Annotated in this window: 20 protein-coding genes and 1 tRNA gene; 11 read left to right on the top strand and 10 right to left on the bottom strand. The window is 68.6% G+C overall.

Features of this window, described 5'->3' with window-relative positions; translation table 11 throughout:
• Window positions 1-9 precede the first annotated feature (9 nt).
• Window positions 10-651 carry an anthranilate synthase component II gene (locus ACHFGS_RS01410; protein WP_394280082.1) on the top strand — a complete coding sequence of 214 codons (642 nt, stop codon included), beginning with the start codon at window positions 10-12 and terminating at the stop codon, window positions 649-651.
• Between the two features lie 2 nt (window positions 652-653).
• Here ACHFGS_RS01410 and pknB read toward each other — a convergent pair whose 3' ends face one another.
• From pknB to ACHFGS_RS01375, 7 genes are all read right to left on the bottom strand, one after another.
• A complete protein-coding gene (gene pknB / locus ACHFGS_RS01405; RefSeq protein ID WP_394289077.1) occupies window positions 654-2,369 on the bottom strand; it encodes a Stk1 family PASTA domain-containing Ser/Thr kinase in 1,716 nt (571 codons plus the stop codon).
• Between the two features lie 66 nt (window positions 2,370-2,435).
• Window positions 2,436-4,211, bottom strand: a complete 1,776-nt coding sequence (locus ACHFGS_RS01400; RefSeq protein ID WP_394280074.1) for a protein kinase — start codon at window positions 4,209-4,211, stop codon at window positions 2,436-2,438.
• On the bottom strand, window positions 4,208-5,665 hold the full coding sequence (locus tag ACHFGS_RS01395) for a peptidoglycan D,D-transpeptidase FtsI family protein (RefSeq protein ID WP_394280075.1): 1,458 nt from the start codon (window positions 5,663-5,665) through the stop codon (window positions 4,208-4,210). The genes ACHFGS_RS01400 and ACHFGS_RS01395 overlap by 4 nt, the downstream gene beginning before the upstream one ends.
• Complete coding sequence (locus ACHFGS_RS01390) at window positions 5,662-7,038, bottom strand: FtsW/RodA/SpoVE family cell cycle protein (RefSeq protein ID WP_394280076.1); 1,377 nt, start codon at window positions 7,036-7,038, stop codon at window positions 5,662-5,664. Before ACHFGS_RS01390 ends, ACHFGS_RS01395 begins: the two co-directional genes overlap by 4 nt.
• The gene (locus tag ACHFGS_RS01385; protein WP_394280077.1) at window positions 7,035-8,267 is read right to left on the bottom strand and encodes a PP2C family protein-serine/threonine phosphatase; all 1,233 of its coding nucleotides are present in this window, start codon (window positions 8,265-8,267) and stop codon (window positions 7,035-7,037) included. Before ACHFGS_RS01385 ends, ACHFGS_RS01390 begins: the two co-directional genes overlap by 4 nt.
• A 12-nt stretch (window positions 8,268-8,279) precedes the next feature.
• Window positions 8,280-8,816, bottom strand: a complete 537-nt coding sequence (locus ACHFGS_RS01380) for an FHA domain-containing protein (protein WP_394280078.1) — start codon at window positions 8,814-8,816, stop codon at window positions 8,280-8,282.
• On the bottom strand, window positions 8,813-9,544 hold the full coding sequence (locus ACHFGS_RS01375) for an FhaA domain-containing protein (RefSeq protein WP_394280079.1): 732 nt from the start codon (window positions 9,542-9,544) through the stop codon (window positions 8,813-8,815). The genes ACHFGS_RS01380 and ACHFGS_RS01375 overlap by 4 nt, the downstream gene beginning before the upstream one ends.
• Window positions 9,545-9,688: 144 nt before the next feature.
• On the opposite strand from ACHFGS_RS01375, the gene ACHFGS_RS01370 reads away from it, so the two are divergent.
• Window positions 9,689-9,772, top strand: a tRNA-Leu gene (locus tag ACHFGS_RS01370).
• A gap of 79 nt (window positions 9,773-9,851) precedes the next feature.
• Here ACHFGS_RS01370 and ACHFGS_RS01365 read toward each other — a convergent pair.
• A complete protein-coding gene (locus ACHFGS_RS01365) occupies window positions 9,852-11,765 on the bottom strand; it encodes a fibronectin type III domain-containing protein (RefSeq protein WP_394280080.1) in 1,914 nt (637 codons plus the stop codon).
• Between the two features lie 582 nt (window positions 11,766-12,347).
• Between ACHFGS_RS01365 and ACHFGS_RS01360 the strand changes: the two genes are divergently transcribed.
• Window positions 12,348-12,554 carry a cold-shock protein gene (locus ACHFGS_RS01360; RefSeq protein WP_064002832.1) on the top strand — a complete coding sequence of 69 codons (207 nt, stop codon included), beginning with the start codon at window positions 12,348-12,350 and terminating at the stop codon, window positions 12,552-12,554.
• A 34-nt stretch (window positions 12,555-12,588) separates the two neighbouring features.
• On the opposite strand, the gene ACHFGS_RS01355 is transcribed toward ACHFGS_RS01360, so the two are convergent.
• Complete coding sequence (locus ACHFGS_RS01355) at window positions 12,589-13,269, bottom strand: HAD hydrolase-like protein (protein ID WP_394280195.1); 681 nt, start codon at window positions 13,267-13,269, stop codon at window positions 12,589-12,591.
• Window positions 13,270-13,334: 65 nt separating this feature from the next.
• On the opposite strand from ACHFGS_RS01355, the gene nucS reads away from it, so the two are divergent.
• Window positions 13,335-14,021, top strand: a complete 687-nt coding sequence (gene nucS / locus ACHFGS_RS01350) for an endonuclease NucS (RefSeq protein ID WP_394280194.1) — start codon at window positions 13,335-13,337, stop codon at window positions 14,019-14,021.
• A 39-nt stretch (window positions 14,022-14,060) separates the two neighbouring features.
• Here nucS and ACHFGS_RS01345 read toward each other — a convergent pair whose 3' ends face one another.
• Entirely contained in the window at window positions 14,061-15,272 is a 1,212-nt protein-coding gene (locus tag ACHFGS_RS01345; protein WP_394280193.1) for an MFS transporter, read from the bottom strand.
• A 65-nt stretch (window positions 15,273-15,337) separates the two neighbouring features.
• Here ACHFGS_RS01345 and ACHFGS_RS01340 point away from each other — a divergent pair, with 65 nt between their 5' ends.
• The 7 genes from ACHFGS_RS01340 (at window position 15,338) to mnhG (ending at window position 22,678) form a co-directional block, all read left to right on the top strand.
• Window positions 15,338-16,372: a LacI family DNA-binding transcriptional regulator gene (locus tag ACHFGS_RS01340; protein ID WP_394280192.1), complete on the top strand. Its 1,035-nt coding sequence runs from the start codon at window positions 15,338-15,340 to the stop codon at window positions 16,370-16,372.
• A 90-nt stretch (window positions 16,373-16,462) separates the two neighbouring features.
• Entirely contained in the window at window positions 16,463-19,369 is a 2,907-nt protein-coding gene (locus ACHFGS_RS01335) for a Na+/H+ antiporter subunit A (RefSeq protein ID WP_394280191.1), read from the top strand.
• Window positions 19,366-19,887 (top strand): Na(+)/H(+) antiporter subunit C, encoded by a 522-nt coding sequence (locus tag ACHFGS_RS01330; protein WP_394280190.1) that lies wholly within the window; start codon window positions 19,366-19,368, stop codon window positions 19,885-19,887. Before ACHFGS_RS01335 ends, ACHFGS_RS01330 begins: the two co-directional genes overlap by 4 nt.
• Complete coding sequence (locus ACHFGS_RS01325; protein ID WP_394280189.1) at window positions 19,884-21,455, top strand: Na+/H+ antiporter subunit D; 1,572 nt, start codon at window positions 19,884-19,886, stop codon at window positions 21,453-21,455. Before ACHFGS_RS01330 ends, ACHFGS_RS01325 begins: the two co-directional genes overlap by 4 nt.
• Window positions 21,445-22,056 (top strand): Na+/H+ antiporter subunit E, encoded by a 612-nt coding sequence (locus ACHFGS_RS01320; protein WP_394280188.1) that lies wholly within the window; start codon window positions 21,445-21,447, stop codon window positions 22,054-22,056. The genes ACHFGS_RS01325 and ACHFGS_RS01320 overlap by 11 nt, the downstream gene beginning before the upstream one ends.
• The gene (locus ACHFGS_RS01315) at window positions 22,053-22,325 is read left to right on the top strand and encodes a monovalent cation/H+ antiporter complex subunit F (protein WP_394280187.1); all 273 of its coding nucleotides are present in this window, start codon (window positions 22,053-22,055) and stop codon (window positions 22,323-22,325) included. The genes ACHFGS_RS01320 and ACHFGS_RS01315 overlap by 4 nt, the downstream gene beginning before the upstream one ends.
• Entirely contained in the window at window positions 22,322-22,678 is a 357-nt protein-coding gene (gene mnhG, locus ACHFGS_RS01310) for a monovalent cation/H(+) antiporter subunit G (RefSeq protein ID WP_394280186.1), read from the top strand. The genes ACHFGS_RS01315 and mnhG overlap by 4 nt, the downstream gene beginning before the upstream one ends.
• The last annotated feature ends 30 nt before the right edge of the window (window positions 22,679-22,708 follow it).

The raw sequence follows: 22,708 nt of genomic DNA, 5'->3' as shown, positions 1-22,708 counted from the left end.
GCGGCGCCGCTGCCGCGCGGCATCCGTGTCTTGTTGGTCGACAACCACGACAGCTTCGTACACACGCTCGTCGGGTACCTGCAGGAGCTCGGCGCCGAGGTCGATCTGATCGAGGCGGATGCCGGTGACGCCGTCACCCGCGCCGGTGCGGGCTACGACGGTGTACTCCTTTCGCCGGGCCCCGGGACTCCGGAGGACGCGGGCGATTCGATCGCCGTGGTCCATGCCTGTGCACGATCGCGGCGACCGCTGCTCGGAGTGTGCCTCGGTCATCAGGCGATCGCCGTCGCCTTCGGTGGCGCCGTGGGTCACGCGAGCGAGTTGATGCACGGGCGGACGTCGACGCTCCGCCACGACGGCAGCGGGGTGTTCGACGGGATCCCGTCGGCGGTGCGGGTGGCGCGGTATCACTCCCTCGCGATCGAGCCGGACACCCTCCCATCGGGACTGCGGGTGACGGCGACGACGCCGTCCGGGGTGATCATGGGCATCGCGCATCGGACCCTTGCGATCGAAGGGGTCCAGTTCCATCCCGAGAGTGTGCTCACCGAGGGCGGATACCGCATGATCGGCAACTGGCTGGAGAGCATCGGCCTCGCGGGTGCGGCGTCCCGCGGGGCGCGGCTCTCGCCCCACCGCGAGGTCGGCTGAGCTCAGCCGCTGCAGACGGTGAGGGTGATCTCCGAGTGCACGGGAACGTCGCCCACCAGCGACTGCGCTTTGACCATCGGGGGGTCGGTGCCCGGGCAGGCCGGGTCCTCTTCGATGATCGCCGTGAGCCCGTAATCGTCGGACTCCAGGATCTCCTCGGCCTTCTTCGCGGTGTAGTTCAGCGCGAAATCCTCCACCGTCACGGTGCCCGTCGCGATCACGAGGTCGACCGCGGTGCCCTCGGGGATCTCGTCTGAGGTCGAGATCAGCACGTCATCGACGGATGCGCTGATGACGGTGTCCTTCGTGAGATCGGGATCGCTCCGCCGACTCACAGCGCCGAGCGAGAGACCGGCATCCTCCAGGGCGTCGGTCGCCTCCTTCAGCGTCAACGACTCCAGCGGCGGTGCCGCCACTGTCTCGACGCCGCTCGAGACGTAGACGACGATCTCGTCGTCAGCCGCGACGCTCGTCCCCGCGACGGGGTTGGTGCGGATGACCGACTCCTCGACTACGTCCGCGCTGGGCTCCACGGTGCGGCGGTACTGCAAACCGGCGTCGGTGAGCACCTCTTCCGCGCGATCCCACGTCATCGTGCCGACGTCGGGAACGATGAGAGCGTTCGGGGTGACCTCTTCCCCCGCGGGGCGGAAGGCGCTCACCCAGATGAAGACAGACACGAGCAGCACCGCGAGTAGCGCGATGCCGGCCCAGACCCACGCCACGGGAGGGCCCGCCTGGGTGCGGCGCATCGTCTCGTCGCTGCTCAGCTGCCGAAGCGACCGCGCCGTCTCGGCGGCCTGGCGGGGGTCGGGTCCGTACAGCTCGTGGCTGAGCGCATCGACCTTCCGCTTGCTGGGCGCGCGCCCGCCTGCGGCAGCGGTCAGCGCTTCGCGGAACGCAGCCGCAGTCTGCGGGCGCTGGAACGGATCCTTCGCGAGCGCGCGGAGGACGATCGCGTCGAGCCCGCGGGGAACGGCTTCGCTCACTTCGGAAGGCGGCACAGGCGCTTCGCTCACATGCTGGTAGGCGACCGCGATCGCATTCTCTCCACGGAACGGCGGCTGGCCGGTGAGGAGTTCGTAGAGCACGATGCCCGCCGAGTAGATGTCCGCACGGGCGTCGACGGGATCGCCCTTGGCCATCTCAGGGGAGAAGTACGAAGCGGTGCCGATGATCGACGTCGTCTCGGCGACCGTCGAGGAGGAGTCCGACACCGCACGGGCGATGCCGAAGTCCATGACCTTCACCTGACCGGCATCCGTCACCATCACGTTGCCCGGCTTGATGTCGCGGTGCACGACGCCGGCGCGATGCGAATACTCGAGGGCCTCGAGGATGCCGTCGGTCAGGCGCAGGGCATCGGCCACCGAGAGCGGACCCTCCGCCACGATGTCCTTCAGGAGGCGGCCGTTGACCAACTCCATGACGATGTAGGGCTCGGGGTGAGTGGATCCGTCGGGGTCGGTGCGGGTGTCCTCCCCGGCGTCGAAGACCCGGACGATCGCGGGGTGCGACATCCTCGACGCCGACTGGGCTTCGAGGCGGAAGCGGGTTCGGAAGGCTCCGTCCGCCGCGAGCGAGGGGTCGAGGATCTTGATCGCGACGGCCCGGCCGAGCGTGAGGTCCTCGCCACGGTACACCGAGGCCATGCCGCCGCGGCCGATGAGGTCATCGACCCGGTAGCGGCCGGACAGCACGCGTGATTCAGCGGACACATCACTCCCAGGACTGGATGCGGGCAAGCCTATCCGAGCCCTTCAGGGAGCGACCTGGACGTGCGATCAGCCCTGGCCCTCTTCCGGCGCCGGGCTCTCCTCGGGCGCGGGCTCAGCGGCAGGAGTGATGGATGCCGAAGCCTCGCTCGACGACTCGGACGTGCGTTCGTCGTCCCCATCCATGCAGGTGACAGTGTAGGTGACCGCGAGGAATCCTTCATCGGCGGCGACGACGGCCAGCGGACGATCGTCGATGCTGAAGCTGCCCGTCGACTCCCCGGTGTCGGCGAAGATGCCGTCGCTGAGAGTGAACGTGTAGCTGCCCGCGGTCGTGCCCGAGGGGCAGGGGAAAGCACTCCACACCACATCGACGGTCGAGCCCGCGGTAGCGGTGCCGTCAGCGTTCAGGCCCTGCAGGCTCGGGGTCTCCGGGATCTGCATCGGGGTCACGGCGTCGTAGTACGACAGCGTGATCTGACGGGAGAACTCGACGTTCCCGGTCGGGTCGACGGCGTAGACGAGCCCCTCCTCTTCGCTCGTGCTCGCCGCGCGACCGCGCTCGCAGACGACGTTGTCGAAGTCGTTCTCGGCGAGGATGGCGGTCGCGTCGTCGCAGGTCTTGCCCTCGAGGTCGAGCGCTCCGGGGTTGCCGGACGTCGGCGCTGCCTCGGCGGGCGTCGGCGATGGGCTGCTCGGCCGGGGCGCGGGGCTGGAGGTGGTGGGCTCCGGCTCCTCCGCGGGCGGAGGTGAGGTGAGCGCGATGACCGTACCCACGAGGACCACGGCGAGGAGCGCGATGAGCGCGATGAGCGGCCAGGTCCACGGGCTGCGCTTCTTCTTGCGCGGAGCGGGCTCGTCGGTGCGGCTCGCCGCGGCCGCCGCCCCGGCTTCGGGCACCGATGCCGTCGTGGGGAGGATCCGCGTCGCTGCGCCGGTCGCACCGGCCGCCGTCAGCAGCTGGGTGAACTCGTCGTCCGAGTTCGCGTCGGCGATGGCGGGCACGATCGCTGCGGCACCGGCGACATCACCGCGACGCAGTGCGGTTGCTGCGCGGGCGACGGCGGACGTCGAGGCGGGTCGGTCTTCGGGCTTCTTCGCGATCATGCTCATCACGAAGCGCTGCACGGGCTCGGAGATCGCCTCCGGAAGGGGCGGCGGGGTGTCGTTGATCTGCGCCATCGCAATCGCCACCTGCGACTCACCCGTGAACGGGCGGCGCCCGGCGAGCAGCTCGTACGCGACGATGCCGAGGGAGTAGATGTCGGTCGCGGGGGATGCGGCGTGCCCCGAGGCCTGCTCGGGCGAGAGGTACTGCACCGTGCCCATGACCTGGCCGGTCGCGGTCAGCGGCACCTGGTCGGCGATGCGGGCGATGCCGAAGTCGGTGATCTTCACGCGCCCATCGGGCGTGATGAGGAGGTTTCCGGGCTTGATGTCGCGGTGGACGAGGCCGGCCGCGTGGGCTGCCTGAAGCGCCGACGCCGTCTGCGCGACGATGTCGAGGGTCTTCTCGGTCGAGAGCTGACCCTCGCGCTCGAGGATCGTGGAGAGCGCCTCACCGGGTACGAGCTCCATCACGAGGAACGCGGAGCCGTTCTCCTCGCCGTAGTCGAACACGCTGGCGATGCCCTCGTGGTTGACGAGCGCGGCGTGACGGGCCTCGGCGCGGAAGCGCTCCAGGAAGCCCGGGTCGCCCATGTACTCGTCCTTGAGGATCTTGATCGCGACGGTACGGCCGATGACGTGATCGGTCGCTTCCCAGACCTCGCCCATGCCGCCGATGGCGATGCGAGAATCCAACTCGTACCGTCCACCGAAGCTCACACCCTGAGTGGGTCTCATTCGCTCAGCACCGCCTCAATCACTCGTTTCGCGATGGGGGCCGCGATCCCACTGCTCGTGCCCTCTTGGCCGAGCCCTCCACCGTTCTGCACCATCACCGCAACGACGACCTCAGGGTTATCCGCGGGCGCGAACCCGGTGAACCACAGCGTGAACGGATCCCCCGGGTTGTGCTCCGCCGTGCCGGTCTTCCCCGCCACGTCGACACCGTCTATTCTCGCACCGCTCGCGGCGCCGTTTTCGACATTGGCGACCATCAGCTGCGTCAGCGTCTCGGCGTCCTCCGGCGTCATCGCCGTGCCGTACTCGGAGTCGGCGGGCTCGTCCTGCACGGTCAGATCGGATGCCACGACCCGGTCGACCATGCGGGGGTTCATCACGACGCCGTCGTTGGCGATCCCGGCTGCGACCATCGCGATCTGGAGAGGCGTCGCCTGCACGTCGCTCTGTCCGAGACCGCTCAGCGCGGTCTGCGGCTCATCGAAGCCCTCGGGGTACTTCGACGCGGTGACGGAGAGGGGAACCTCGAAGCCGGAGTTGAAGCCGAACTTCTCCGCCTGCTCGCGGATCGCGTCGTCGCCGAGCTCGAGGGCGAGCATCGCGAACGGGATGTTGCAGCTGAGGCGCAGCGCCGTTTCGAGGGTCGTCTGCTCGCCCGGCCCGCAGGTGCCGCGGTCGAAGTTGTGGAGCATGTTGTCCGTGCCGGGAAGGCGGAATTGCGCCGGGTTGTCGAACGTGGATTCGGGGGTGTACTCACCCGATGCGAGGGCGGCGGCGGTGACGACGAGTTTGAACGTCGAGCCCGGCGGATCGAGGTCGCCCGCGATCGCACGGTTGAAGAGCGGGTCGAGCGGGTCGTCCACGAGCTCCTGGTAGGCGGCGTTGACCTGGGAGCTGTTGTGCGACGCGAGCAGATTGGTGTCGTAGCTCGGGCTGGTCGCGAGCGCCAGGATGCGACCGCTGTCGGGCTGGATGGCGACGACAGCGCCCTCCATCCCCGACAGCGCGTCGAAGGCGACTTTCTGCACGTCGGGGTCGAGGGACAGCAGCACGTTCGATCCGCGCGCCGGGGCGCCGCTGATGATCTGCTCCACACGGGTGAGGAACTGCTGGCTGCCGGTGCCGGCCAGGGCGGCGCTCATCGCCTGCTCCAGACCGGTCGATGAGCGGAGCACCGGGTTGATGAAACCGGTCACGGGCGCCCACATCTCGGCATCCGGATACGTGCGCGACCAGCTGTACACGTCGTCGCTCGGCACGGAAGAGGCGATCGCGGTACCGCCGGCGAAGATCGTGCCGCGCTGCACCTCGTAGGAGTCGTAGAGCGAGCGGCGGTTCTCGGGGTTCTCGGCGAGTTCGGGCGCAATGGCGACCTGGATCCAGCTGGTCGCGGCGAACAGGCTGATGAACATCAGGAGCACGACGACGCTGAGTCTGCGGAGCTGCTTGGTCATCCGATCACCACCCGGGGACGAGAGCGGACGGCGTCGGAGATGCGCAGCAGGATGGCGATGATCAGGAAGTTCGCGATGAGCGACGAGCCTCCCGCCGCGAGGAACGGCATCGTGAGCCCTGTGAGCGGGATGAGGCGGGTCACGCCGCCGACCATGATGAACACCTGGAGCGCGAGGGTGAACGACAGGCCCGTCGCGAGCAGCTTGCCGAAGTCATCCTGGCCGGCGATGCCGACACGGATGCCGCGGCTCACGAACACCATGTAGAGCGCGAGGACCGCGAACACCCCGACGAGGCCCAGCTCCTCACCCAGGCTCGGCAGGATGTAGTCATTGTGCGCGAGCGGCGTCAGGTCGGGGCGGCCGAGGCCCCACCCGGTGCCGATGAGGCCGCCGTGCGCGAGACCGAAGATCCCGGACACGAGCTGGTAGCTGCTTCCGTTGACGTAGGCCGGGTTGAACGCGTCGAGCCAGTTGTCGAAGCGGGCGCCGACGTACGGCAGAACGCGAGCGGCGGCGAGGGCACCGGAGACCGCCAGCACCACGCCGATGATGACCCAGCTGGTCTTCCCGGTGGCGACGTAGAGGGTCGCGACGAACATGCCGAAGATGAGGATGCCGGTGCCGAGGTCGCGCTGGAGGACGATGATGCCCATCGAGATCGCCCAGATCACGAGGAGCGGTCCGAGCTGGCGCGCCTTGGGCCAGGTGATCCCGAGGAACTTTGTGCCGACGGAGGTGAGCGCCTCGCGCGTGCGTACGAGGTAGCCGGCGAAGAAGATTGCGAGGCAGATTTTCGCGAGCTCACCCGGCTGGAAGGAGAACACGCCACCGATCGACACCCAGACGTCCGCGCCGGCCTCCACGCCCAGGCCAGGGACGAACGGGAGCAGCAGCAGCAGGATGCCACCGACGCCGAAGAGGTAGGTGTACCGGAAGAGCACGCGGTAGTTGCGGAGGAAGATGACCACCACGATCGCACCGAGCACCGCGAGTGTCGCCCAGGCCAGCTGGCGCAGGCCGAGCGACGACCATCCGCTGACTTCGTCGGCGATGTCGAGGCGGTAGATCATCGCGATGCCGAGCCCTGTGAGGAGCGTGCCGATGGGCACGACGAACGGGTCGGCGTCACGGGCGCAGAAGCGGTTGACGATGTGCAGCGCCAGCGAGAGCACCGCGAGTCCGCCGCAGTACGTCAGGAAGGTCGGGTCGATCTCGCCGCGGGCTCCGAGCTGGACCAGCACGACCGCGGCGGTCGTGATGATGAGGGCGAACACCAGCAGGCCGAGTTCGCGATTGCGCTGCGTCGCCGGCATCCGGAGCTTGCGGAGTGCCTTGATGACGGTGGTGTCGGTCTCGAGTTGCGCGGTCATGGCGCTCCCTGCAGACGGAGGTTGTCGACGATCGCCTCGGCGTGCTCGAGTGAGCGGGCCGTGATCGTCTGCTCGACGGACAGGCGCTGGTAGGCGGGAAGATCGGCGATCATGATGCCGGTGTCGTCGTACGGCGTGGACAGGGAGATCGGCCCGATGTCCTGCTGGATGCCGCGGTAGATGACGACGCTGTCCTCGTCGGCGCCGATGAAGTACCGCGTCTGCGTCCACGAGTAGGCGAGGAAGCACGCCGCGGCGATCGCCAGGACGATGGCGATGAATCCGACGAACCACCATGCGCGACGCCGGCGGGCGCGGCGCCGGTCCTCCTCGATGAGCTCCTCGAGGTACTCGGCGGCGGGTTCGAAGTGGGTCGGCTCGTTGGCGGCCTGCCGGCTCGTCTGGAACCAGCCGGTGCGCGCCGGCCGCTCGGCTACGATCTCCATCCCCTTCGGATTGGAGGCCGAGCCGACGATCGTGGCGGTGCCGCTGAACATGGGGTGGCGGCCACCCACGTCGACCAGGACGATGGTCACGTTGTCGGGGGCGCCGGCGTCGAGGGCGTGCTTGAGGAGGAGGTCGGCGGTCCGGCCCGGAGCGAGGTCCTGGCGGAGCACCTTGGCGGTCGCGGTATCCTCCACGACGCCGCACAGGCCGTCCGAGCAGATCAGCCAGCGGTCGCCCGGCTGGGTCTGCATGATGAACGCGTCGACGTCGGGATCGGTCGCCATGTCGCCGAGCACGCGCATCAGGACCGACCGGCGGGGGTGGTACCTGGCCTCTTCGGGGGTGATGCGCCCGGAGTCAACGAGGCGCTGCACGAAGGTGTGATCGGTGGTGATCTGGGTGAGCACGTCATCGCGGAACAGATACACGCGGGAGTCGCCGATGTGCGCGATCACCGCATACTCATCGACCATCAAGAGCGCGCTCACGGTCGTGCCCATGCCGGCGAGCTCGGGGCGCTCGGCGACCGTGTCGACGAGGATGTGCGCGGCATCCGTGATCGACTCGCGAAGCTCGCGCTCGGCCTCCGCCGGGGTCGGGAACGGGTGGTCGAGGGACTTCAGGTGGTGGACCGCGATGCTCGAGGCGATGTCACCGCCGGCGTGCCCGCCCATGCCGTCGGCCACCATGAAGAGGTTCGAGCCGCAGAAGCCCGAATCCTGGTTGTTGGAGCGGACCTTCCCGGTATGCGAGATGGCGGCGCTCGAGCCCTCGAAGACCATTGCTGCGTGCCGTTACTTCCGCAGCTCGAAGGTCGTGGCGCCGACCTTGATCGGGGCGCCGACGATCACCGGGACCGGAGACGCGACGCGCTCGCCGTCGTGCCACGTGCCGTTGGTGGAGTCGAGGTCCTGCACCATCCACTGCTCCCCCCACAGCACGAGGCGTGCGTGGTGACTGGACGTGTAGTCGTCGCGGATGACCAGACCCGACTCGCTCGATCGTCCGATGGTGAGCGGTTCGTCGCCGAGGGGCAGTTCCAGACCCGCCTTCGGGCCGCTCGTGATGACGATCCGCGACACGGTGCCGACGGTGGCCTTCTGCGGTCCGGAAGGTGCCGGCCGCTGGGCGATGGGGGTCACGAGCGAGGTCTCCGCGTTGGCGGGCGCCGTCGCGATGGGGCCGGGAGCGGCCGCGGGGGCGGGTTCCGGCATCCGGCGCACCTTCACCCCGAACAGGTCGGCGCGAAGGGAGTACACGACAGCGAAGACGAAGAACCACAGCAGGATCAGGAAGCCGATCTGCAGCAGAAGCAGGGTCAGTTCACTCACGCGTTGCCTCCGAGGTCGAACATGCGAGTCGCGTCGTCGGCGGACCGAGACGGGGTGCGCGGCGCCTTCGCGACGACACGGAATGTGATGCGGGTTCGGCCGATCGTCACGACGGAGTCGGGAGGCAGCGCGGCCTCCGAGACCTTCTGGCCGTTGAGTTCGGTGCCGTTGGTCGACCCCATGTCGCGCACCATCGCGCGCTGTCCGTCCCACAGGATTTCCACGTGGCGGCGGCTGGTGCCCGCGTCGGGGATCGTGATGTCGGCATCCGATCCGCGCCCGATGACGGTGCGGCTCTTCACGAGCGGATGCTGCGTGCCGTCGATCTCCACGACGCCCTGCCACGAGACCTCGGCGGCGGCCGCGGAACGGGAGTCGACCCGGACCGTCCCGGTGGAGAGCTTCTCGTCGGCGTTCAGGGTGATCGAGACCGGGCCGGCGAAGCTGTAGTTCTGGGCACGGGCGTGCGTCTCGACGAGCTGCTTCAGCTCGGTGTCGAGAGCGCTGCCGATCGCGAGCATGCGCTCGTGGTCCGCGGGAGCGAGCCGGACCGCGAGGGTGTTCGGCACGAGGATGCGGTCACGCGAGACCACGGCGGCCTTCGCGTCGAGCTCGCTGCGCAGGGCGGAGGCGATCTCGACGGGCTGGACGCCGCTGCGGAAGGTCTTCGCGAACGCACCGTTCACGGCGCGTTCGATCCCCTTCTCGAAGCTGTCTAGTAGTCCCACGGGGCTCCTCAGGCAGTCTGGACCGGTGCGTACATGCTAGTTGCAGACCCTGGCAGGGTCGCGGGAATGGGATTTGGGGGCGATTCTCCGACCGGCTCGCGCCATGATATCCTCGGAAAGTTGATCCTGCGGAGACGCGGGTTCGCGCGAGTGGCGGAATAGGCAGACGCGCTGGCTTCAGGTGCCAGTGCCCGAAAGGGCGTGGGGGTTCAACTCCCCCCTCGCGCACAGAGAGAATCTGTGTGGAAGCGCAGGTACGAAGCCGGTCGGTGGCGAGAGCCCCGACCGGCTTCGTCGTTCCTGGACCTCAGCGGAAGTAGCCCTTCACCAGGATCGGGAAGTGGTCGGACGCGAGCGGCGTCGCGTAGTTCTTGCCGTTCATCTTTCCGGCGTGCGCCCATGAGGTGACGACCGTCCGCGACGGCTTGACGAGGACCTTGTCCACTTGGGCGCCCCACGTCACGCCGAGGACCGGCGTCGTCAACAGGTCAGGGTTCGCGGAGTTGTGGTGCTGGCGTGTGAGCGAGCGTGCCTGGTCGAACGCGTCGTACCAGCCGCGCTTCTTCAGCACCGACAGCGTCGCGTCGCCGCCCGTCGACTTGCTCGTGTTGATGTCTCCGAGGATCGCCACGCTCGCGTTCCGCAGATTCGTGCCGTGCGAGGTGCCCAGGGCACGCATGGTCGAGCCGACGATATCGGCGAGTTTCGAGGCCTCGTATTCGCGTTGCTTGATCTGCGCCTTCGTCGTGCCCGTGGTCAGGTGCGCATTGAAGACGACCATGTATCGGCCACTGCGGTGGCGCAGCGCAGCCCAGTCGACACCGTGCCCCGCCTCGGAGTGCTTCGATGCGAAGGTGGCAGACCCGGTGGTCTTGCCCTTCTTGTTCGCCGCGACCTTTCCGAAGACACCTTTGCGCACGAGGATGTCGTTCTGGTCGTTGACGACGAAGGCGTAGCCAGCCGGCGCCTTGGTGTATTTCGACGCTTCCTGCAGCGCGATGATGTTCGGCGCCATCTCCCGAATCTGCCGGTCGATGATGCCCTTGCGAGTGCCCCAGTTCGCGCAGACGTTGGAGCACACGTTCCAGGTGGCCAATGAGTATTCGGCCGTGCCGGGAGCGATCTTCGCCTCGCCCGCGATGGTCGCATGACCCACGCGGGCCGATGCCGGCCCCCGCCCGACGTTGTTGGCAGCGGCCACACGGACGAAGTAATTCGTCCCCTTCTTGAGGCCTGTGATCGTGGCCTCCGAGGCGGTGACGGTCACCGCAGGCTTCGTCACGTTGAGAAGGCCGTTATAGCTCGTGGAAGCGAACACGACGTAGCTCGTCGCATTCGGGACATCGTCCCAGTCGACGGTCAGCGTCGCTCCTTTCGGGGTGAGCGAAGCCCCGGTGAACGTGAGGAGGCCGACCGTGCCGGGGCGGGAGGTTTGCCATCCCGAGCCGCCCGTCAGCTCCGTCGCCGTGGTCTGCTTCACACGGGCGCTGTAGGAGCCGCGGCTGATGCTGTTGGTCGCGGCGACACGCACGGTGTACTTCGTCCCCGGCTTGAGGCCGGTGACCTTCGCCGCTGAGGAACGGACGGTGACCGTGGGGACGGTCATGTCGACGATGCCGTCGAAGCTGGTGGACACGAAGACCTCATACGCGGTGGCACGGGCGACATCCGGCCAGTCCATCGACAGCGTGGCTCCGGTCTTGGCAGACCACGAGGTGTCCGTGAACACCACGGTGCCCACGCCGTCAGGTCTCGTCGGATACCAGGGATAACCGGCATCATCGGCGTTCACCGTCTTGTGGACCGTGCGAGGGGAGGTGACCCCGCGACCCTTGCTGTTGGTCGCGTTGACGCGCACCGTGTAGGAGGTGTCCCCCTTGAGCCCTGTGAGGGTCACTTTTGAGGCGGTCACCGAGGTGGTCGGCGACGTCATGTGTACGATGCCGTCGTAATCCGTGGAGAGGTAGACGTCGTACTTCGCGGCGCGCTGCGCGTCAGGCCAGTCGAACGTGACTGACGCGCCCTTGCTGGTCCACTGCGCATCGACCGCCTTCACTTCCGTCACCGCCGAGGGGCGCGCGGTGAAGCCGTCGGCGGCTGGCGCCGAGGCGGCCGCCGGCATCGGCGCGAGAAGAGAGACTGCGACCGTGAGGGCGACGAGTGAAAGCCGCCCGTTCGGTCGGGAGCGCTGGGGCTGGCGGAGCGAGGTGAGCGTCGACATGGTGCCTCCTGCTCGTAGTGTAGGGATCCGGTGGCCCCGCGCGCCTCAGATAACTTTTCTCTCGTTCAGTCGCGGCGTGAGACGTCCATAGAGTGGGATCGTGAGCGACTCCGATCCGATCCGCGAGATCGCCGACGCATACGTGCGCGAGCTCGCCCGCCTCGAGCCCGATGCGGCATCGGGCCGCCGGGATCGATGACGGCCCCGTCCTCCCTGATCTCGGCCCGGAGTGGCTGCAACGGAAGCACGCCCTGCAGGCAGAGACGCTTCGGGCCCTGCAGGACGCGCCTCCCCGTGGCGATCACGGCCTGCGCGCAGCGCTGACGGAGCGACTCGAACGTGAGCGGCTTCTGTTCGACACCGGGTTCACGCTGCGGTTGGCCGCGGCCGATGGCGTGGATGCCGGGATCGCCACCCTGTCGGCGCCCGGACGGGTTCGATCGCGGCCCCTCAGGTCATGTATCGGCCACGCAACGTTTTCGTCACCTTCTGATACAGGGGGAGACACGGTCAGGTTGGGCGGCTAAGTTGGGGAGCGACCGGCGCACGTGTCGTCGGCACAATCAAGAAGTAAGGCAGTTCATGAGCGTCAGCGGTACCGTCAAGTGGTTCAACTCGGAGAAGGGCTTCGGCTTCATCGCTCCCGATGAAGGCGGCGCCGACGTCTTCGCCCACTACTCCGCCATCGAGTCCTCGGGCTACCGCTCGCTGGAAGAGAACCAGCGAGTCGAGTTCGACATCGCACAGGGCCCCAAGGGCCTGCAGGCGGAGAACATCCGCCCCCTTTGAGGCTTGGTCAGACACTGCGTCTGACTTAGATCTGTCAGACCTCGTCTGACAGGAGGAGCAGGCGGCGGAGGTCGGCCACCGTGTCGACCGCCGCCTGCGCCCCCTCGGATTCGTGGGGCCAGCTGAAGCCCCACCGCACGAAGATCACCGGCACACCGTTGGCCGCTCCGCCGTCGACGTCGTGATGCCGGTCGCCGATGAGGATCGGGCGGCTCGTGTCCGCCCCCGCGGCGGTCAGTCGTCGCAATGACTCCGCGACGATGTCCGCCTTCGAGGCCAGAGTCCTCTCATCCGGCGTCGCACCGGCCATGGCCTGCAGGTGCTCGTCCAGCCCGAAGTGCTCCATGAGCGCCACGACCTGGATCTCCGGCTTCGAACTCGCCGTCGCCTGCGGGATGCCGGCGCCCGCGATCTCCGCGATCAGCTCCGCGATCTCCGGGTAGAGCCGAGCGCCACGGGTGTAGCCGTCGGCCTTGCCGATCGAGCGGTAGTGAGCGACGGCTTCGGTCGCCTGCTCGGGCGTCATCCCGACGTTCTTCTGGAACGACTCGAACATCGGCGGCCCGATCCAGTGGACGAGCTCCGCACGCTGCGGTGCCGGCCGCCCGAAGTGCGCCAGGCAGCGCGTGAGCCGGTCGAGGATCCCCTCCGACGCGTCCACGATCGTGCCGTCGACATCCCAGAGGATGCAGGACCAGGGGGAGCGCGTCGTCATCCCCTCAGCCTAGGACGACGGATGCCGCGGAGGACGACCGCCGCGGATGCTGGGAGACTGGTGGGGTGCGTCTCATCGTTGCCCGTTGCTCCGTCGATTACACCGGACGACTGAACACCCACCTTCCGCTCGCGACCCGCCTCATCATGATCAAGGCCGACGGCACCGTCGCGTTCCACCGCGACATGCAGCACGCGCCGCTCAACTGGATGAGCCCGCCCTGCACCCTCACGGTCGTCGAGCCCGAGGAGAACGACGTCGACGTCGTCGAGATGTGGCGCGTCACGCATGCCAAGACCGGCGACGCGCTCACCGTGCGCCTGTACGAAGTGCTGCACGACTCGTCGCACGAGCTCGGCACCGACCCCGGCCTCATCAAGGACGGCGTCGAAGCCGACCTGCAGCGTCTGCTGGCCGAGCAGGTCGGCGTCATCGGCGAGAACCTCACGCTCGTCCGCCGCGAGTTCCCGACCGCCATCGGGCCCGTCGACCTCCTCCTCCGTAACCCGGACGGCGGCACGATCGCCGTCGAGGTGAAGCGTCGCGGCGACATCGACGGCGTCGAGCAGCTCACCCGCTACCTCGAGCTGCTCGGCCGTGATCCGCACCTCGCCCCTGTGACCGGCGTGTTCGCCGCGCAGGAGATCAAGCCGCAGGCGAAGGTGCTCGCGACCGACCGCGGCATCCGCTGCGTCACGCTCGACTACGACGAGATGAAGGGTGTCGAGTCGGGGGCCCCGCGGCTGTTCTGACCCGCGCTGTTCTGACTCGCGCGGTTCGGCCTCTCCGACTCAGTGGGACGTGCCGCGGGTGCCGGGCAGCGGCTTCGCGGCCCCCGAGGCGAAGCCCGACGCGACGACCAGCGCGACGATGATGTACAGCGTGTTCAGCAGGCCGATGTGGTCGCTGATGACGCCGAGGATCGGCGGTCCGCACAGGAACGCGATGTAGCCGATGGCGGATGCCGCACTCACACGGGCCGCGGCGTGCTCGGGGTCATCGGCCGCAGCCGACATGCCCAGGGGGAAGCCCAGCGAGGCGCCGATGCCCCAGAGCGCGGCGCCGACGAACACCAGTGGCATGTTCGGCGCGAGGATGAACAGCAGGATGCCGGCGGCGGCGGTGATCGACAGCACTCGGAGGGTCGCGACGCGGCCGAAGCGGTCGGCCAACGGACCGCCGATCACACGCACGGCGGTCATCGCGACGGAGAAGACGGTGAGTGCGACCGCGCCGAGCGCCTCGCCGCCGCCGTGCTCCTCGCTGACGCCCAGCGCCATCCAGTCGTTGGCGCCGCCTTCGGCAAACGCCATGCCGAGCATGACGACACCCAGGACGTAGGTGCGCGGCTCCCGCCATGCCGAGAGCGCGACCGTGAGGCGCTCCTTCCAGCCCGAGGCAGCGGCATCCGGCGAACCGAAGGTGCGCTGCGGTACGAACAGGAAGGCCACGACGGCGATCACGACGACCGCACAGGCCACGGCGACCGTGTGCGGGAAGACGCCGACACCGGCGCCCGCGGCCGCGGCGCCGAGGCCCGCACCGATGACCGTGCCGAGACTGAAGAAGGCGTGGAAGAGGGGAAGGATCGTCTTGCCGACCTCGACCTCGATGGCCGCGCCGTCGACGTTCATGAGGACGTCGAGGCAGCCGTTGCCGAAGCCGAACAGGGCGAGGCCCAGGAGGACGACGGGCAGAGAGCCGACGAGGTCGGTGCCGACGCCGATGAGGGCCACACCTACCGAGAGCATCAGCATCATGGTGAGCATGCCGCGTCGCGTGCCGATGCGGGCGGCGATGAGCGACGCGCAGGACAGGCCGATGAGGGATGCCGCGCCCATGCCGAGCAGCAGCAGACCGACCGCCCCATTGTCGATGTCGAGGGCGAGCTTGATGGAGGGGACCCGCGCGGCCCAGGTGGCGATGCTCAACCCGCTCGCGGTGAAGATCGCGAAGACGGCGAGACGCCAGCGGAGGAGGGCGGTCGGGGCGAAGGTCTGCACCTCGACACTTTAGCGAACCTCCCGAAACGATTCGAACCGCAGGATTCAGCGGGTACGATCGACTCATGGGCTCCCGCCGGGCAACGATCGCCGATGTCGCGCGCGAGGCCGGAGTGTCGGCCTCCACGGCATCCGTCGTCTTCAGCGGCAAGGTCTCCGTCTCGGACGCGACCCGGGCACGCGTCGTCGCCGCGGCCCAGGCGCTCGGGTACACCGGTCCGGACCCACGTGCGGCGTCGCTGCGCACCGGACGTGCCGGTATCGTCGCGGTGCTCTTCCGTCAGCGGCTGGGCGCCGCGTTCCGCGACCCGGTGAACGCGATCATGATGGACCACCTCAGCGACGCCCTGGCCCCGATCGGCGCCGGCATCCTCCTGCTGCGAGATGACGGGCACACCGAGGGCGCTCCGAGCCTCACGACCGCTCCCATCGACGCCGCCGTCCTGCTCGGGTGCAACGAGATCCTGCGCGAGTCCGTCGAGACGGTCCGCGGCCGGGGACTGCCGGTCGTCGTCGTCGAGGGCGATGCCGGGGAGGGCATCCCGCGCGTGCTCCTCGACAACCGCGAGGCGCAGCGGCAGGCCGCCGAACACCTCCGGTCGCTGGGGCACCGGGATGTCGCGATCGTCACCCTGCCGCGCGACGGGTCCCGCGAACGCGGCTATCTCACGCGAGAGAGCGAGATCACGGTCGATGTAACCCTCGAGCGGCTGTGGGGTGCGCGCGACGCCTTCCCGGACGCCCCCGCGTACGCGACGGCGGAGAGTTCGATCGACGAGGGGCTCGCCGCCGGTCGCGCGCTGCTGTCGGGGGAGCGGCCGACAGCGATCATCGCGCAGAGCGACATGCTCGCCGCCGGCGTGATCCGGGCCGCGGAGGAGGCGGGGCTCCGGGTGCCCGAAGACCTCAGCGTGACGGGATTCGACGGCATCGTGGTCGACGGCCTGGCGCCCTACCGCCTCACGACGCTCGTCCAGGACGCGGCGGCGAAGGGGCGCGCGGCGGGGGAGGCCATCGTCGCGATGCTGGACGGCCGCGAACCGGCATCCCTCACCCTGACGTGCACATTCCGTCGGGGGAACACAACCTGCGCCCGCTGATCCGGGCAATCGTCATCGATCAGCCGACCCATAGCCCGCTCATCGGTAGACTGGGATCTCTCGACCCCCGCGAATTCTGAGGAGGCCAGGTTGCTGATCCTCCTCTTCGCGTTCGCCCTGGTGCCGCTGATCCTTCCCGCACTGGTCGACCGGTGGGGATCTCGCACCTTCCTGGTCGCCGCGATCGTTCCGGTCGTCGCCTTCGTGCACACCGCGCTGCAGGGGCCGCGCGTCATCGAGGGTGATATCCCGTTCGAGACATATTCCTGGATCCCCAATCTTCACATCGGGCTGTCGATGCGCATGGACGTGCTCGGCTGGGTGATGGCGTTGATCGTCACCGGCATCGGAGCCCTCGTTCTCCTCTACTGCCGCTGGTACTTCGCGGGCAAGAAGGAAGGACTCGGGCTGTTCTCGGCCGTCCTCCTCGCGTTTGCCGGTGCCATGTACGGGCTCGTGCTCACCGATGACATCGTCGTCCTGGTGATGCTGTGGGAGGTCACGAGCGTCCTCTCCTACCTGCTCATCGGCTTCTACCACCGACGGGGCCCCAGCCGCCGAGCCGCACTGCAGGCGCTGCTCGTGACGACCCTCGGCGGGCTCGTGATGCTCATCGGCGTGGTCATGCTGGTCGTGCTCTACAACACGACCAGCATCGATGCGATGCTCGCCGCCGGTCCGCGGTTCGAGGGGGACGAGGCGTTCCTGCTGAATGCGGCGCTCGTGATGCTCCTCGTCGGTGCGCTCAGCAAGTCGGCGATCTTCCCGTTCCACTTCTGGCTGCCCGGTGCGATGGCGGCGCCCACCCCGGTGAGCGCGTACCTGCACGCGGCCGCTATGGTCAAGGCCGGCATCTACCTCATCGCCCGCTTCGCGCCGACCTTCGCCGCGACCGAGCCCTGGCGTCCCATCGTCGTCGTCCTGGGTCTGTTCACGATGCTCCTCGGCGGACTGCAGGCCCTCCGCGAGACCGATCTGAAGCGCATCCTCGCGTTCGGCACGGTGAGCCAGCTCGGCATGCTCACCGTCGTCCTCGGCTGGGGCGACCGCACCTCCGCGCTCGCCGGTCTGGCCCTCCTCGTCGGGCACGCGCTCTTCAAGTCCGCGCTTTTCTTGGTCGTCGGCGTCATCGACCGCCAGCTGAGCACCCGTGACATCGCCGAATTGTCCGGGGTCGGGCGGCAGGCGCCGACCCTTGCGACGTTCTCCATCATCGCGATCGCCTCCATGGCGGGCGTCGCACCGACGATCGGATTCGTGGCGAAGGAAGCGGCGCTCACGGCCTTCCTCGACGGCGACGCGGTCGTCCCGCTCATCGGCATCCTGCTCGGATCCGCTCTGACAGCCGCGTACGGCATCCGTTTCGTGTGGGGTGCGTTCTGGACGAAGAAGGATGCCAATGGCGCACCGCTCCCGAAGACGGAGTGGCCCGACCCGCCGATCGGCTTCATGGTGGTCCCCGTCGTCCTGAGCGGGCTGAGCCTGCTCGCCGGGTTCGCCGCTCCCGCCGTGGACGCCGCGTTCATCGGCTACGCGGAGACGGCGCCTGCGCTCGAGGGCGCGAAGCCGTACCACCTCGCGCTCTGGCACGGATGGGAGCCGGCCCTCTTCCTCTCCCTCGGTTCGATCGCCCTCGGCGCCCTCGTCTTCTGGCTCGCGCGGCGCACCGGCTGGGGATCACGCGTGCTGCCCTTCACTGCCAACGACGTGTACAACGCGGCTCTCCGAGGGATCGCGCGGGCCTCGGTCTGGACGGCGACCGTCACGCAGCGCGGCTCGCTGCCCTTCTACGTCGGCACGATCTTCGTCGTGTTCGTCGCGGCGGAGGCGACCGCCCTGCTCGCGAGCACGGAATGGAAGATCGCGTACGACGCCTGGCAGAGCCCCGTGCAGATCGTGGTCGCGCCGATCATGATCCTCGCAGGCTTCGTCGCCGTCCGCGCCCGCAAGCGGTACACCGGCGTCGTGCTCGTCTCGGTCACCGGACTCGGCATGGTCGCCCTCTTCGCCACCAGCGGCGCCCCCGATCTCGCGCTCACCCAGATCCTCGTCGAGACGGTGACGCTCATCACGTTCGCCCTCGTGCTCCGGCGGATTCCCGCCCGGATGGGTGATCACAACGCCTCGGTGCTGCCGGTGCTGCGCGCCGTCCTCGGCATCGCGGTCGGTATCACGATGGCCGTCATCGCCCTCATCGCGACGGGCGCGCGCGTCGCCGATCCCATCTCGGACGGCTGGGCCGACCTCGCCTACGAAATCGGCCACGGCAAGAACGTCGTCAACGTCACCCTCGTCGACCTCCGTGGCTGGGACACGATGGGCGAGCTGTCGGTGCTCATCCTGGCCGCCACCGGCGTGGCATCCCTCGTCTTCGTCACCAACCGCGAGGACAAGCTCTCGCAGCGACCCTCTCTGCCGACGGCGGCGATCCGCTTCCGCCGCCCACTGATCGAGACCGCCGATGGCCCGCGGCCGCGCACCTCCAGCACTGGACGGAGCCGCCAGGCGTGGCTGGTCGGTGGGCAGAACGTGAGGCCCGAGAACCGTTCCCTCATGCTCGAGGTCATCGTGCGGGTGCTCTTCCACACGATCATCGTCGTCTCGATCTACCTGCTCTTCGCGGGGCACAACCTCCCCGGCGGCGGCTTCGCGGGAGGTCTCGTCGCGGGCATGGCGCTCGTCATGCGGTACGTCGCAGGCGGCCGGTACGAGCTCGGTGCGGCAGCGCCCACCGACGCCGGACGTCTGCTCGGCGCGGGCATGCTCATCGCCGTCGGCACCGCGGTCGTGCCGCTGCTGTTCGGCCTCCCGCCGCTCCAGAGCACCTACTGGACGTGGGATCTGCCGATCATCGGGGAGGGGGAGTTCGTCACCTCGACGATCTTCGACATCGGCGTCTACCTCGTCGTCATCGGTCTCGTGCTCGACGTGCTGCGCTCGCTCGGCGCCGAGGTCGACCGCCAGACGCAGGCGAACCGGGAGCGGGTGGGCGCATGACCGTCTCGCTGACCCTCGTCATCATCATGGGCGCGCTGTTCGCCGCGGGTGTCTACGCCATGCTCGAGCGCAGCCTCACCCGCGTTCTCATCGGGTTCCTCCTGCTGGGCAACGCCGCGAACCTCTTCCTGATGATCGTGATGGGTCAGCCCGGCATCGCGCCGTTCTTCGGTGCCGCGGACGATCCTGACACGCTGAGCGATCCGCTGCCGCAGGCGCTGTCCCTCACCGCGATCGTCATCACCTTCGCGGTGTCGGCGTTCCTGCTCGCGCTCATCTACCGCTCGTGGCAGCTCGGACAGGCCGACACCGTCGTCGACGATGAGGCCGACCGCGAGGTCCGTGAGCGCGCCGCCGCCGACGAAGACACCATGGACGACGAGATCACCGACGAGGACGACGATGCCACCACGGACTTCATCGGCACCGAGACCTCGCCGATCGTGATCCTGCACGCACAGGACATCGCCGAACTCCGCGACGACGCCCCGACGAACCGGCCGGGGGGAGACACATGAGCTCACTCGTCCCGCTGCTGGTTGCCCTGCCGCTGCTCGGTGCCGCCGTCGCGCTGATCTTCGGCCGTCGCCGTCGTGTCCAGGTCGGCGTGTCGATCACGACGCTCACGCTCGTCGCGGTCGTCGCCGCGGTTCTCCTGTACTCGGTGGATGCCACGGGCGTGCCGCTCGCGGTCTCCGTCGGTGGCTGGCCGATCCCGTTCGGGATCATCCTCTACGTCGACCGCCTCGCTGCGTTGCTCGTCGTGGTCTCGAGCATCGTGCTGCTCGCCGTCCTCCTGTTCTCCGTCGGCCAGGGTGCGGCCGACGGCGATGAGGAGACGCCGGTCTCGATCTTCCACCCGTCATACCTCATCCTCGGCGCGGGAATCTTCAACGCCTTCATCGCCGGCGACCTGTTCAACCTGTACGTCGGATTCGAGATCCTGCTCGTCGCCTCGTACGTGCTCATCACGCTCGGCTCCACCGAATCCCGAATTCGCACCGGCGTCGTCTACATCGTCGTCTCGCTGGTGTCGTCGATCCTCTTCCTCTCAGCGATCGCGGCGATCTACGGGGCGCTCGGCACCGTCAACATGGCGCAGCTGGCCGACCGGATGGGAGAGCTGCCCGATGAGGTGCAGCTCGTGCTCCACCTCATGCTGCTGCTCGCCTTCAGCATCAAGGCCGCCGTCTTCCCGCTCTCGTTCTGGCTCCCCGACTCGTACCCGACAGCGCCGGCTCCGGTCACGGCGGTCTTCGCGGGTCTGCTGACGAAGGTCGGCGTCTACGCGATGATCCGCACCGAGACGCAGATCTTCCGCGAGAGCGACGTCTCGACCCTGCTGCTGATCGTCGCACTCGCGACGATGGTCGTCGGCATCCTCGGCGCGGTCGCGCAGGCGGAGCTCAAACGCATCCTCTCGTTCACCCTCGTCAGCCACATCGGCTACATGGTGTTCGGCCTCGCGGTCGGCACCGCCGAGGCGCTCGGCGCGACGATCTACTACATGGTCCACCACATCGTCGTGCAGACGACGCTGTTCCTCGCGGTGGGGCTCATCGAGCGGCGAGCGGGGTCGACCTCGATCCTCAAGGTGAAGGGGCTCATGCGGGCGGCGCCCGTGCTGGCGATCCTGTACTTCGTTCCGGCCATCAACCTCGGCGGGCTCCCGCCGTTCTCCGGCTTCATCGGTAAGTACGCGCTCTTCGACGCGGCGGCCGAGGTCGGCACGCCGATCATGTATGTGATGATGGTCGGCGGTATCGTCACCTCGCTCCTGACGCTCTACGCCCTGATGCGCGCGTGGAACCTCGCGTTCTGGCGGGAGGACGAGGATCAGGTCGACGATCCCGATGTCGCCGACCGCATCGCTTACCTCGGCGACGCCCCCGCCTCTGGGGTGCAGACCCAGCGCCGGGCCATCCCGCGGGTGATGACCGCGGCCACCGCGGGAATGGTGGCGGCCACCATCGCGCTGACGGTCTTCGCGGGGCCGCTGTACCGCCTCTGCGCGAGCATCGGCGAGGCTCTCCCGCACCCCGTCAGCCTGACCCAGTTACAGGAGGAGGTGGAGGGTGGCGACTGACCGCAAGCCAAGCGTCCGCAGCGCCCGCGCCGGGTTCTGGCGACAGCTCCCGTTCTTCATCTGGCTCGTCGCTGTCTGGATGATGCTGTGGGGGCAGTTCACCGTTCTCGCGCTCGTCACGGGCATCGCCGTCGCGATCTTCGTGACCGTGGTCTTCCGGTTGCCGCCTGTCGAACTGTCGGGCCGCCTCAACCCGGGGTGGCTGATCGTCTTCGTCCTGCAGTTCCTCGTCGCCCTCGTGCGCGGCTCGCTCATCGTGGCGTGGCAGGTTCTCGACCCCCGTCGACAGCCCGGGGTCGCCATCATCGCCGTGCCGCTCGCGACCGACGACGACCTGATCATGGCGCACGTCGGCGTGACCGCCTCCCTCATCCCCGGGTCGCTCGTGCTCGAGACGGATCGGGACCGCCGGGTCATCTACCTGCACGTGCTCGGGGTGCGCAGCGACGCCGAGGTGGAGCACCATCGACGTGCGGTGCAGCTGTGGGAGCTTCGGCTCGTCCGCGCGGTCGGTTCGCGGGCACAGCTCGCCGCGGTCCGTGCGGCGCAGGAGCGGCACGTCGAGCATGCCGGCCGCCGCGGCGAAGGAGGGGCAGCATGACCACCGTCCTCGTGCTCGTCATCGGCGCCGTGTTCGGTCTCGCCGCGCTGTTGACGGTGTGGCGCATCATCATCGGGCCGTCCATCCTCGACCGGGCCGTGGCATCCGATGTCCTGCTGACACTTCTGATCTGCGCCCTCGGTGCCGAGATGGCCCTGAACCAGCACACCCGCACGATGCTGCTGCTGTTGATCGTGGCGGCCGTCGGCGTCTTCGGGTCGATCTCGATCGCCCGGTTCGTCGCACGCAGGGACGGAGCGGAGCAATGAGCGATCTCCTTCACGTCGTCTCGCTCGTGCTGATCCTCATCGGCGCCCTGCTGTGCCTCACCGCAGCGATCGGTCTGCTGCGCTTCCGCGACGTGCCGACCCGTCTGCACGCAGCGACCAAGCCGCAGGTGCTGGGGCTCCTTCTCATCGCCATCGCGGTCGGCATCGAGTTGGAGTCGTGGGCCGCCGCCGCCTTCCTCGTGCCGGTGATGCTCATCCAGTTCGCCACCGCGCCGCTCTCGGCCCACATGGTCGGCCGTCAGGCGTACCGGAACGGCACACTCGATCGCCAGGACCTCCACACCGACGAGCTCGCCGGCGCCGGGGAGACCCCGCCTGCCGCAGGCGGCTGATACCACCCACGGACGGGCGCCCGACCCGGA

The organism is Microbacterium sp. (assembly GCF_043427715.1).
Lineage (GTDB): Bacteria > Actinomycetota > Actinomycetes > Actinomycetales > Microbacteriaceae > Microbacterium.
The sequence above is the reverse complement of the archived record's forward strand: the minus strand, read 5'-3'. Positions and strand labels throughout refer to the sequence as shown.